The organism is Candidatus Tisiphia endosymbiont of Empis tessellata (assembly GCF_964031035.1).
In the GTDB taxonomy this organism is placed as follows: Bacteria; Pseudomonadota; Alphaproteobacteria; order Rickettsiales; family Rickettsiaceae; genus Tisiphia.
The window spans coordinates 292,570-306,184 of sequence record NZ_OZ034997.1; the positions used below are offsets into that span (position 1 = coordinate 292,570).

At 32.9% G+C, this 13,615-nt stretch carries 7 protein-coding genes and 1 pseudogene; 5 read left to right on the forward strand and 3 right to left on the reverse strand.

The window, feature by feature from the left end:
- Positions 1-80: 80 nt before the first annotated feature.
- Together AAHM86_RS01515 and AAHM86_RS01520 are read right to left on the reverse strand one after the other, a co-directional pair.
- Positions 81-1,331, reverse strand: a complete 1,251-nt coding sequence (locus AAHM86_RS01515) for an MFS transporter (protein WP_342268029.1) — start codon at positions 1,329-1,331, stop codon at positions 81-83.
- A 22-nt stretch (positions 1,332-1,353) separates the two neighbouring features.
- Positions 1,354-2,547 (reverse strand): MFS transporter, encoded by a 1,194-nt coding sequence (locus tag AAHM86_RS01520; RefSeq protein ID WP_342268030.1) that lies wholly within the window; start codon positions 2,545-2,547, stop codon positions 1,354-1,356.
- Positions 2,548-2,710: 163 nt separating this feature from the next.
- Here AAHM86_RS01520 and AAHM86_RS01525 point away from each other — a divergent pair, with 163 nt between their 5' ends.
- Entirely contained in the window at positions 2,711-4,186 is a 1,476-nt protein-coding gene (locus AAHM86_RS01525; protein ID WP_342268031.1) for a UDP-N-acetylmuramoyl-L-alanyl-D-glutamate--2,6-diaminopimelate ligase, read from the forward strand.
- 31 nt (positions 4,187-4,217) lie between these two features.
- Entirely contained in the window at positions 4,218-5,258 is a 1,041-nt protein-coding gene (locus AAHM86_RS01530) for a hypothetical protein (protein WP_342268032.1), read from the forward strand.
- Between the two features lie 13 nt (positions 5,259-5,271).
- Here AAHM86_RS01530 and recF read toward each other — a convergent pair whose 3' ends face one another.
- The gene (gene recF, locus AAHM86_RS01535) at positions 5,272-6,354 is read right to left on the reverse strand and encodes a DNA replication/repair protein RecF (RefSeq protein WP_342268033.1); all 1,083 of its coding nucleotides are present in this window, start codon (positions 6,352-6,354) and stop codon (positions 5,272-5,274) included.
- A gap of 468 nt (positions 6,355-6,822) precedes the next feature.
- Between recF and mutS the strand changes: the two genes are divergently transcribed.
- From mutS to clpX, 3 genes and pseudogenes are all read left to right on the forward strand, one after another.
- The gene (gene mutS / locus AAHM86_RS01540; protein WP_342268034.1) at positions 6,823-9,498 is read left to right on the forward strand and encodes a DNA mismatch repair protein MutS; all 2,676 of its coding nucleotides are present in this window, start codon (positions 6,823-6,825) and stop codon (positions 9,496-9,498) included.
- Between the two features lie 40 nt (positions 9,499-9,538).
- Positions 9,539-11,401, forward strand: a pseudogene (gene recJ, locus AAHM86_RS01545) (single-stranded-DNA-specific exonuclease RecJ); the annotation flags it as partial.
- 890 nt (positions 11,402-12,291) lie between these two features.
- Entirely contained in the window at positions 12,292-13,554 is a 1,263-nt protein-coding gene (gene clpX, locus AAHM86_RS01550) for an ATP-dependent Clp protease ATP-binding subunit ClpX (RefSeq protein ID WP_342268035.1), read from the forward strand.
- Positions 13,555-13,615: the final 61 nt, after the last annotated feature.

Below are 13,615 nucleotides of genomic sequence, written 5' to 3' on the forward strand. Positions count from 1 at the left end.
CACTCCCTTGTCATTCCCGCGTAGGCGGGAATCTAAGATCCCTGCATTCGCAGGGATGACGCATATCATCCGGATAAATACTAATATGGTTCTATAACATTTGTACTATACAGAAAAATTACTGTACTGAACAATATTAGTAATAATAGCATAAAAAATCCTAGCACTAAGTATATTGAATTAAAATATTGCCATAATAACATACAAAAAAATGGTGTTGTCGATGAAAGTATCATACCGCCAAGTGAATGGGATAGACTACACATTCTTGCCCTAATATTAGTTATAAACATAGATTGGACAATAATTTGTAATGGCACTACGTAAAATGGGGCAAGTCCGATAAGCATTACTGGAAAGTAAATTACCAAGATTTCTTTATATAGTAAAAATTGTACAATAATTATCACTAACAAACTTAATGATAATGCGATGATGATTTGTTTTTTAGGGTAAAATCTATCAGCTAAAAAACCAGACAATACTGACATAATAGCGTAAATGCTTATTAAAGCTATATTGATAATTTGAGCTTGATTGCTATCCATAATTAATGCACTTTTTACAGCAAATACTCCCCAAAAATAAATTAGAAAATGGTAAATACCTCCTATGCAACCACTTATTAATATTGCTATAATAAATTTTTTAAATGAATCTTTTACAATCTTTGTTAAATAAAAAAAGTTATAATCTGGAGATTTATGATCTTTTTTAGAATTTAAGAACTCCTCACTTTCATGAAAATAGTGCCTTAGGAATATGATAAATAAGCCAAAAACCCCACCAATAATAAAATTTGCCCGCCATAAATAAGCTGCTGAGTCAAATTCTGTAGAAAAATGATAAATTGTTGCAGCAAGCAATGCTCCAACCTGACTACAAAATGACACGATACCACTAGCACAATTTTTGCTAGTCTTACCTACTTTTTCTACAACGTAAATTTTTATAGCATCACTTTCTCCTGCTAAGCTCATTAAAAATGTCATACGACAAAATATTAAGATTATTGTAGCCACTATGCCAATTCTATCAAAATTAGGAGTTAATCCTATAAGAATTGTCGAGATAGTAGCTAAAAATACCGAGATTCTAACTGATACAATTCTACCATATTTATCACTGATAAAACCAAAAATGATCGAGCCTATGGGACGAGCTATTACAGCTATGCTGAATATAGCAAAAAATAATAATATCTGCCTATCATTTGATCCTAGAGGTAAAAAATTCTTGGATAGAACTGCTGCCGAGAGACCAAAAAGAGCATAATCATAATAACGCACAATTGTTGTAAAAAAAGCAATTAGGAATGCCGGTCTTGTCATACATCTATATCTATTATGTTTTTCATGGTATACTCTTCACCGCCCATATGGTAACTAAAGTAATCATTGCAATATAAACTCCTATGGCTATAGAAGAGCCAGTAAAATGCCAAAGAGCTATGCACACTGCAGGGGTAAATCGTCCAAATATTGAAGTACCTAAAGCATCACCAATACTGACCAGCATATATTTATCTGAGCCATGGAATAAGCTATTAAGCCAATAATTTAGTGGGCATAAGAAAGTTACCCCTAATGTAATAATCCACAAACGGACAAAATTAATATACCATAAGGAAGCGTCAGACATATATAACCATAATGGTACTATGCTAATAAATAAAATGCTAGTACTGATGATCATTACATTTGTAGGACGATATTTCTTAACCAAAGACCCTATTATTGGAATCATTGCTGCATCCATAATTAATAAGATTGTATTAAACGTCATCATCCTCTCCAAAGATATAGAGGTAATAAGAGGTATAAAACTATTCATCACGACAAAAGGTATCACATATGTCATATAGGAAAAGCCACTAACTATAGACACACGCAGAATATTGCATTTATTATTCAATATCGTATGTAAAGTATAAGACTTTTGTTTTATTGTATTCTGCAACATATTAGAATAACGTCTAAGATAAACCCCTACAATCCCAGTACTTCCTCCCAATATAAAACATAAACGCCAATATTCATGATGATTAGAACTAACTAGAATGGTACTTACAAAAGAGGCAATAATAATGCCAAACATTGTTGACAGTTGGTATAGATAAGATGCTTGTACGCCTTTAGTCTGTACCTTATTTTCTAAAATATATAATTTGGCAATAGAGCATTCTCCTTCGGCAAAAATTCCTTGTATCATTCGAATAATGGTCAGCATAAACGGTGAAAACCAGCCAATTGTTTGATAAGTTGGTATAAATCCTATTGATATAGTGGTAATGGCAACACCTATTAATGAGTAAGATAGAGCTAATGTTGACCCACGTTTTTTTACAATTATGCTAAAAATTATCGAACCAACTGGTCTAGTAATTATGGAAGTTGTCAATACGCTATAGGTTAAGATCAAGGCAACTATAGGATCACTCTTGGGAAAAAAGATTGTTGCTAAGATTGGAGCAATAAAACCATAAATAGCCGTATCAAAATGATCTAGAGCATTACCTATTAGAATTGATATATCTTTTTTTTGCATAAAAAACCATAAAATTCTTGTTAACAAATTATCTACTAGCTTTACATGGACTACTACTTTATACTACTATGATTTCAAGAAGTTGGTAGACGTAATATACTCAAATGATTTGAGTATACACGTGCTAAACATACACTTAAAAACTAATTAGGCTATATTTAAATTGCAAAAATTATTTGACTATTTAAAAATTACCTCTCAGATTGAACCTAAAATTTTATGTTGTGACTCTAGACTAGTTAAATCAACTAGTCTATTCTTTGCCATTAAAGGAGCAAGTTCGGATGGTAATAAGTTTATTGATGATGTAATAAACAAAGGAGTAAAATTCATTATTACCGATGATGCTGAAAGTTTAAAAAACCCTAACATTATCGCTAATGGTGTACATATAACGCTTGTAATTGATGCACGGGTGGCACTAAGCCAAGCTGCTAATATTCTCTACCCTTTATTACCACAATATATGGTAGCTGCTACTGGTACTAACGGTAAAACCTCGGTAGTATCCTATTGTAGGCAACTATACACATTACTAGGAATACCCAGCTGTTCTATCGGAACCATTGGCGTAGAATGTTCGGGTGGTTTGGATTTAACAAGCATCCAAGAAATTTTAGACGAATCCCCGGCTCTTACTACTCCTGATCCTGTAACTTTCAGGCATATTCTACATAAGCTAGCTGAGAATGGCACAAAATATCTAGCTTTTGAGGCTTCTAGCCATGGTCTAGATCAAGAAAGATTACATGGTCTAAAAGTAGATGCTGCCTGCTTTACTAGTTTTAGTCAAGATCATCTTGACTATCATAAGAATATGGATAATTATCTTTTATCCAAACTAAAATTATTTACAAATAATTTATCGCAGAAAGGAGTTGCTGTACTAAACTCGGAAATAGAACAATTAGATTATATCAAAAGTTATTTACAAGAACGTAATATAAAATTCTTAACCGTTGGTATGAATGGTGATCTGAAAATTATCGACAGCACAATTTGTACTTATAACGGACAGAAATATAATTTTACTACTGATATAGTTGGTAGTTTTCAAGCAACCAACTTGCTGATTGCCGTTATGATGGTGCATTTGACTGGCTTTCCTTTTGAACAAGTCATATCGAAATTACCGCAAATTAAAGCAGTTAAAGGACGTTTAGAGAGAGTAGCTAATAGCAATATTTTTATTGACTACGCTCACACTCCAGATGCCTTAGAAAAAAGCTTGCTAGAGCTAAAAAAAATAAAATCAGAAATATACTCAAATAGGGGTTCATTAAACGTAATTTTCGGATGTGGGGGAAATAGAGATAGTGGGAAAAGACCATTAATGGGACAAGTTGCGGCAAAAATTGCAGATATAGTTATTATCACTGACGATAATCCGAGGAATGAAGACCCAAAATTCATACGGCAGCAAATTATACAAGGTATTATATCTATCACTAATAGATATATAGAAATAAATAATAGAAAAATTGCAATTATTGAAACAATAAATAATTTACAAGAAGATGATATTTTGCTGATTGCCGGCAAAGGTCACGAAAATTATCAAATAATCGGTAATAAAAAACTACCATTTAGCGACTTCGATATAGCCAAGGAAGCTCTACAAAGCAGAAAAAGATTTTGAATTAAAAAATATAAACTAATAATAAAATTATATGCAAATTTTTAGAATATTCTTAGTCTCCTTCTATATAATTCTACCATCCTTATTAACTATACATTCTGTATATGCCACTCCATTTAACCATCCAGAAACATGGAAAAAAGTTGATATCTCAAAATTACTTAAAACATCTACAATACACCATATAGAACCTATGAGAAAGTTTCTCACAGAGAAAGGTAAAAAAGTGGAATTCAATGGAGAAGTTTTTTTAGTTACTTTAGATGATCAGGTAAAAGCTGTCTTTAAAAAATTACCTGCAGATGATTTAGGAGATGCACAAGCTGAAGTAGCAGCGTATCAAGCTTCTCTAATTCTAGGTTTCCCTCATATTCCTCCAACAGTAATGCGTAGAATTAATGGAATGACAGGATCATTGCAACTCTACATTGATACTAAAATTGATCCTTTAGTACCTGAAGAGTATGAAAAAGCTCTTCAAGAGGTTTCCATAAAAGATCAAATGAACCTACGAACTTTTTACTTTATTTTTGGGCAGTGGGACTCTGGATCATATAATTTATTAATATTTAAAGATATTAATAAAACATATTTTATTGCAATAGATAATTCAGGTATTCGTAATCGCCAACATGTTAAATTTGGTGAACTTCCTTTTGTTAGAGTACTGTATAGTGATAAATTAAATACCAATGATTGGGATAAACCATTTCCTTTTGATAAAGCAGAGGTTATTGATCTCCCTAATGAAGAAAAGCTAAAACAAAGATTTAAAAAACAAATACCTAATACCTTTTACAAAAATTTTCAATCTTATAACAAACCTTTGCGGTTTGTTATTTATCAAAATAGCCTATGGCGTCAATATCATGCATTTGATAAGAGTTTTATAATATCTTATCCAACACAATGTTATGACGACACTATAAAAGCTATAAAAAAATTAGACTTACCTATTCTTAGAAAGATTTTTATAGCAGCAAAAGGTTCTGATTTTTTAAATAATTCTTACCTTAATGCTATATTAGAACGCCGTGATCAAGTTTTAAGGCATTGCCTTAAAATTAAATAAGAGAAATTTTATCCTATAATTTTATTAATTCTGCTTTTTTTGTTAAAGATTCTATGCCATTTAAGTCAGTTGCAGTCACCCATAGCTGTAATCCTAATTCTAGGAAGAAATCAATTAAGTACTGTCTCCTTTTGTTATCAAGATGTACAAAAACCTCATCTAACAGTAAAATAGGCATAGCAATGTTTTCTTTAATAGAATAATTAACTTGGGCAAGTATTATGGCAATGAGCATAGCCTTCTGTTCACCGGTGGAACAGTGTTTAACTAAAGCATTTTTTTCTTTATGAATAACTATAAAATCACTTTTATGCACTCCAAAATTAGTTCTATTAGATATCTTATCACGAACACGAGACACCACTAACTCATTTTTTATAAAATCAATATCTATTTCAGAATTTTTTAATATTATATCTTCTATAACCCCATTAATTGATAAAATAGCTTTAGGAAAATCATTATCCAAATCTGAGATAGCTTTTTGCATATGTTCTAAAATTTTTAGCCTATTAATAGCGATCTCAATTGATAATTCCACCATTTTTTCTTCAACCACTCTTAGCCAATTTGTATCCACTTGGTCTTGTGCTAGTATTTTGCTACGTTCATACATATAATATTCGTATTTACTAACTATTCCTGCATGCGATGGATTAAAGTTATAAACAATCCTGTCAAAGAATTTACGCCTATCGCTAATACTGGAAGAAAAAATACCTTCCATTTGGGGTGTAAGCCAAATCATAGCAGAGAACTTACTTAGTTCATTATTTTGTATTTTAACACCGTTAAATTCTGTAAAACGTCTATTAGATTCACGCTTTAAATTCGTTGAAATTTCAACTAAGCCAAGTTTACTGTGTAATAATGCATAAGCTAAGCAATGATCTTCTCCCCTTTGACAAATATCATCTAATTTAGCTGATCTCAAACCTTTACCAGGTGAAAATAGTGATATTGATTCTAAAATGTTAGTTTTTCCACTACCATTCCCCCCTATTAGTATAACAGGATTATTACCAGCACTAATATCTAAATTCTGAAAATTACGATAATTTAGTAATTTTAATTTTTGTAGATAAATATTATGCATAACTTATTTGAAATAGTGAGAAAAAAACCTAATCAATTAAAATCAAAAGCTCTTTTGAATCTAAACATATACTGCTATACTCAAATGATTTGAAGAATTGGATTTGAAAATGAATGGTGAGCATACTAGGTATACATATAGTATAATTACGCATGCGAATCCATGATATTTTCAAAAAACAATTCTTCAAATCATTTGAGTATATAATTTCAAGAGTGGGTAGACGATAATAACTTCAAGAAGAGCTAGCTGTGCTATGATATTTAGGGTACGATGACCTTAATTCTTGAAGTTCTATACCCTTCGCCTTTCAAGTGTTGGCGTTGTGGCACGATGGGACTTCGCGTAGGAACAACGGTTTGACTACGCCTAGTCCGCTCGCCACTCGTACGCCTAGCCAACTCTTGAAATTCATCGGGTATACCTGAGTATATACTCAAATCTAATTCAAACAACTAAAATATATCCATGACTTTATCCATGTCTTTAGAAGAATTTCGCCATAAATATAATTATGATCAATCAACAAAGATGATGCAACAATATTTAGACATCAAATTTGCCAATCTTGATTGTCTTCTATTGTTTAGAATGGGTGATTTTTATGAAATGTTTTTTGATGATGCAGTTCTTGCCAGCCAAGTTTTAGGTATTGCTCTTACCAAAAGAGGGTCTAATGGAGACTCTGAGATTGCTATGTGCGGAGTACCCCATCATGCTCTTGAGACATATTTAAATAAATTAATTGAAGAAAATTACAAAGTTGCTATTTGTGATCAACTAGAAACACCGGAAGAGGCAAAGAAACGTGGGGGGTATAAAGCTGTAGTAAATAGGGATGTAACGCGTATTATCACCCCAGGTACTATTATCGAGGAATCTTTAATTTCGTCATGCGAACCTAATTATTTGGCAAGCTTAGTTTTGCTAAAAAACAGGGCATCAATTTGTTATGTTGATCTTTCCACTTCAGAAATTTCAGTTATAGAGATTCCGCAGGATGAGATTCTAAATGAGCTATCACGTCTTAAGCCTAAAGAGATTTTACTTAGCGAAAATTTGCAGGGAGAGCAATTAGCTAGTAGTATTCAGCACCAATTACATTTCCGTGTCTCGTATCAAGTTGATAGTTTTTTTGCTCCTAAAAAATGCCATAAAATTATTTTAGATTTTTACAAAATCAATGATCTAAAAGCCATAGGGGAAATATCTGAATGTCAAACAAGTAGTATTGGTAGTATCTTAGAATATTTATCACTAACGCAAAAGCAAAATATACCTTCGCTACCTTTGCCTCGGTTGGTCAATTACCATAATTTTATGATTATTGATTCGGCGACTCGGCGGAATTTGGAAATTACTAATAATTTATTAGGAAAAACCAAGGGTAGTTTACTGGCCACTATTGATCATACAGTTACTAAGGCTGGTAGTCGTTTACTATATCACTTTTTATCTACACCACTAATAGATATTGATGAAATAAATTATCGACAAAATATCACAGAATTTTTTTATTCAAATATTGAACTAGTAGGGAATATTAAAAAGTTACTCAAGAAAATTGGGGATTTAGAACGTTGCTTGGCTAGAATTACCATGAATCGTGGCTGCGGGCGAGATCTGCTAAATATTAAATATACGTTAAATGCTGCACTGGAAATAAAAGGAGAGTTTATTTCCTATTATGGGCTAAATTTGCTAGATTATATAGAGAAGTTAATTAAACCTCTATCTGGAGATGAACAGTTATATTCATTAATAGATCAAGCAATTAGAGAGGATGCACCTAATACTATCAATGAAGGTGGGATAATAAATCATCATTATCATCCTAAAATACAAGAATTATATGACTTAATTAACAATGGCAAAGTCCATGTAGAAAAATTAAAAAATGTATATCGCCTTGATACTGGCATCGACACCCTAAAAATATCTCATAATAATGTACTTGGGTTATTTATTGAAGTTACCCTAAGACATAGTGATAAAATGTACGCATCAAAATTTATTCACCGACAAACAACTTCTAATGCTAGTCGCTATACTACTATTGAATTACAAAAGTTAGAAAGCGATATGGTGAATAGCAGGAGTTTAGCGGTTAGTCTTGAACTAGAATTATATAATAAAATATGCCAGCAAGTTATTGATAAAGCTATATTTTTACGATTACTTAGCTGTTCCTTAAGTCAGCTTGATGTATTTTGTAATTTTGCTTATATTGCTGATGAATATAATTATGTCAAGCCTAGATTAAGCAATGATTTGAGTTTTGAGATTATTGAAGGGCGGCATCCAGTCGTTGAGCAAAGTTTATCAAATGATAAAAAAAGCTTTATTCACAATAACTGTACTTTATCGGAAGCTAATAGAATTTGGTTAATTACTGGACCTAATATGTCAGGTAAAAGTACTTTTTTACGGCAAAATGCCCTAATAGCCATATTAGCTCAAATTGGTAGTTTTGTGCCGGCTAAAAGTGCCAAAATAGGTATTGTAGACAAGATATTTAGTAGGATAGGTGCAGGGGATGATTTACAAGCAGGTCAATCAACTTTTATGGTGGAAATGCTTGAAACATCAGCTATTTTAGCACAATCTACTAAAAATTCTTTAGTCATATTAGATGAGGTTGGTCGTGGAACTTCCACCTATGATGGTGTATCAATTGCTTTCGCGGTGCTGGAATATATTCATGATAATCTCAAATGTCGATGTTTGTTTGCATCGCATTATCACGAATTAACCAGCATGAGTAATTTTTTGCCAGCCTTACAAAATTATACGGTGGCTATTGAGGAATTAGGGAAAGAAATATTATTTTTGCATAATATTATAGCAGGGATGGCTGATAAATCTTATGGAATTCATGTAGCCTACTTAGCGGGCCTACCAAAATCTGTTATAATTAGGGCGAATGACATTTTAACAAAATTAGAAAAAACCGCAACGTACAAAAGCAAAAATATATTAAACACTGAATCAAACAACTTAAGTTTATTTAGCCTACCAGTAGAAAGTAAAAAAGAGATAAAATTTAATAAGTTAGAAGAAGAACTTATTAAAATCGATCCTGATCAGCTCTCCCCTAAACAAGCCTTAGAGTTGGTTTATAAATTAAAGAAACTAATTTTTTAAAATAGGGTTGCCTTACATGATAGTACCACTAGAACCCAAACGTTCAGTAAATGGAAAAATTTGGCAACAGCGATCAGTAAACGAGGATGATGTTTCAGAACTTTGTCGTTCTATAGGAATCAGTGATTTTCTAGCACGGGTTCTATTTCCTCGCTTAGAGAACTTGTCACAAGCTATAGATTTTTTATCACCTAAGCTCAAGAATTTACTGCCAGATCCTTTTCATTTACTTGATATGCAAAAAGCAGTAGATAGGACTATAGAAGCTATTATAAATAAACAGAAAATCTGTATATTTGCTGATTATGACGTTGACGGAGCTACCTCTTCATCACTACTTAAGAATATATTTAGAGATTTGGGGCAAGAAGCTGATATTTATGTTCCAAACCGAATTGCTGAAGGGTATGGACCGACCCCAGCTGCTATGCAGAAAATTAAGGATAATGCTACTGAGCTACTTATTACTGTTGATTGTGGAGCAATGGCACATGAGGCTCTAAAATATGCAGCGCAAGTAAAGCTTGATGTAATAGTTATCGATCATCACATTAGTAGTGATATATTGCCTGACGCTGTTGCTGTTGTTAACCCGAATCGTATCGATGAGACCAGTAGATATAAGTACCTAGCAGCTGTAGGAGTATCATTTTTATTTGCTACCGCCTTATTATCCGAGTTAAAAAAACAAAATTTCTTTACCGATCGTCATTGCAAGGAGCAGCTTCGCTGCGACGAAGCAATCAAGAAAAATGGTGATAAAAGAAAGCATTTAGATTGCTTCGTCGCTGCTGAAGCATCTCCTCACAATGACGCTAGTTTGCTACAGACTATACCCAACTTAATGCAATATTTAGACTTAGTCGCACTTGGAACAGTATGCGATGTAATGAAGCTTATTCACTTAAATCGTGCTTTTGTTGCTCAAGGATTAAAAATCCTTGGTCAAAGAAAAAATTTAGGTATGAAGACTTTATGTGATGTTGCTGGTTTAAATGAAAAACCAAACTGTTATCATTTGGGATTTGTGTTGGGGCCTAGGATCAATGCCGGTGGAAGAGTTGGTAAATCATCCTTGGGTGCTAGTCTTTTATCTACCGAATGTGCAATAGAAGCAAATCTACTTGCACAGGAATTGGAGAAACATAATAATGAGCGAAAAGTAATAGAGCTGATAATGATAGAGGAAGCTACTCAAATAGCTTTAACCCAAGAAAATGATAGTTCATTATTTATAGTTGGTAAAGGGTGGCATCCGGGTGTTATCGGCATTGTCGCTGGCAGATTAAAAGAAAAATTTAATAAACCAGTTGCAGTTATAGCTTTAAATAATGCAATCGGTAAGGCTTCTTGCCGTTCTGTCAAAAATGTTGATTTTGGTAGTAAAATTATCAATGCCAAGGCTAAAGATTTAATCATAGCTGGCGGGGGACATGCAATGGCAGCTGGATTTACAGTATTGGAAGAGAAATTACAAGAGTTACAAGAATTCTTAAATCACGCCTTTAAGATTGATATTAGTAATCAAAATGATATTGCCTATGAAGAATATGATGCGGAACTTACTACAAGTAGTGTAAATTTACCGCTAATGGATGAGCTAAGTAAACTCGAACCATTTGGCCAAGGAAATCATGAGCCAATATTTAAATTCTCTAATCTTTTTGTATTAAAAGCTGACATAGTCGGTGGTAAACATATAAGATGTTTGCTTGCTCCTTCTAAGGAAGCTTTTGGTTCTAAACCGCTGCATGCTATTGCGTTTAATAGTGTATCTAGTCCTATAGAAAATATTTTACTTAATATTAAGTCATATAATATTTCTGTAATTGGTTCATTAAAAATTAACAGTTGGAAAGAGTCTAATACTATTCAATTACAAATAAAGGACTTGATAATATGATATTTGTTAGCTATAGAAAATTAAGAGGATGGATATACTCTTCTGCTTTAAAAAAATGTCATCCCTGCTTCGGTGCAGGATATCATAGTACATTTTTTATATAACCACTATTAAAATGGCTGCTGATCGTCATTGCGAGGAGTCGCTGAAAGCGGTGAAGCGGCAATCTTTATGCAGTATTACACCTCGCTTCACTAGATCGCCACGGCACCTAAAGGTGCCTCGCGATGACGATTATACAAAAAATGTACTACGCTATTAGCCTTACAGGCTGACTTTAAAATTACCCTAGCTTGAAGTGGTAGGTTTGTGGTTTATTCTTTATAGCCTTCGCTGTCATCTCCTAATATTGGTCGATCATCCTGCTCTCGTCAGTGAACCGTAAGGTAGCATTTAAACTAGACGTTAAGGAAGGCTGTAAGGTATTATCAGTAGCATTAGGAAACTATAAGGCATTACTAGGGGTAGTAGTATTATTAGGGAGAGTAAACTGTAAGACTAAGTCATTAGCTTTGCAAGTAGTGTAGTGGTCGAGAGTCTTGATCTCGTATAGGAAACGCGTCATATATAATTGTCCTTTATTAATTTTTAGAAGTATATTATACACATAATATCAACTGTTAATTAGGAAATGATAAATTCTTTATTAGACTTTCTGCATCTTCGATGTTACCCCACAACTGTTGAAAGTTTACAAATACCTATACCACAGCGTCATTGCGAGCGTAAGCGAAGCAATTATAATTTCACCGAATTTGAGTATATAAGAATTGACAAATTCTTATCCTAAATTCGCGTGTCTTGAAAATATATTAGACTTACCTAAATAACTTATCTATATTAGATGTATATAAGCTATATTAAACTCATAAATTAAATAAAGCGGAATCATGTCAGGGGAAGTTGGAAAAAAAGAATTAAACTGTTCTTTTTGTGGTAAAAATCAATATGAAGTAATAAAATTAATTGCTGGACCAACAGTATTTATTTGTAATGAATGTATTGAACTGTGCCGTGATATTATAAAAGAAGAGACTAAAGTAACTCTTAAACAAGTTGCCTCTTTAATTCCAACACCACACAAAATTTTTTCTACTCTTAATGATTACGTAATTGGTCAAGATCAAGCAAAAAAAGTTTTATCAGTTGCGGTATATAATCACTATAAACGATTAGAATATATCGAGTCAGGTAATAATGATGTCGAATTAAATAAATCAAATATCCTAATTATTGGTTCTACTGGCTCTGGTAAAACCCTTTTAGCACAAACCTTAGCAAAGATTCTTGATGTACCTTTCACTATGGCAGACGCCACTTCTTTAACCGAAGCTGGCTATGTTGGTGAAGATGTTGAAAATATCTTGCTAAGATTATTACAAGCAGCAGACTTTAATATAGCCAAAGCCCAACGAGGCATTGTTTATATAGATGAAGTAGATAAAATCGCTAGAAAATCTGAAAACCCTTCCATAACAAGAGATGTATCGGGTGAAGGAGTCCAACAAGCATTACTTAAAATCATGGAAGGAACTATTGCTTCTGTTCCCCCCCAAGGTGGCAGAAAACACCCCCAGCAAGATTTTGTTCAAGTAGATACTTCCAATATTTTGTTCATATGCGGTGGAGCTTTCATGGGGATAGATAATATCATTAATGCCCGTACTGCTCAAAGTTCAATTGGTTTTGCAGCAAATGTCCAATCAAAACAAGAAAAAAACCACAGCGAAATACTCAAATCATTAGAAATTGAAGATCTAGTAAAGTTTGGGTTAATTCCAGAATTCATCGGTAGGCTTCCAGTAGTAGCAACTTTAGATGACCTAGACAAAGCATCTTTGGTGGCAATTTTAACTCAACCCAAAAATGCTGTTATCAAGCAATATCATAAATTATTTGAGTTAGACGATGTTGAACTATCAATTGATAATGATGCTTTAGAAGGAATAGCCGAGAAAGCGCTGGCACGAAAAACCGGAGCTAGAGGTCTTAGATCGATAATTGAGACACTGCTACTTGACAGCATGTATAATGTTACCAATCTAAAAAAAATGCATGTACATATTTCAAAAGATGTTATAGATGGCAAAGCTACCCCCTTAGTTACACCAAGAAACTACGGAAAAGCTAATAAAAAGCGTATAGCGGTTTAGGGTAAATTCTATGAATTTATTAATCTATTCTAGATTTATATAATTAATAGTTGATATTCTT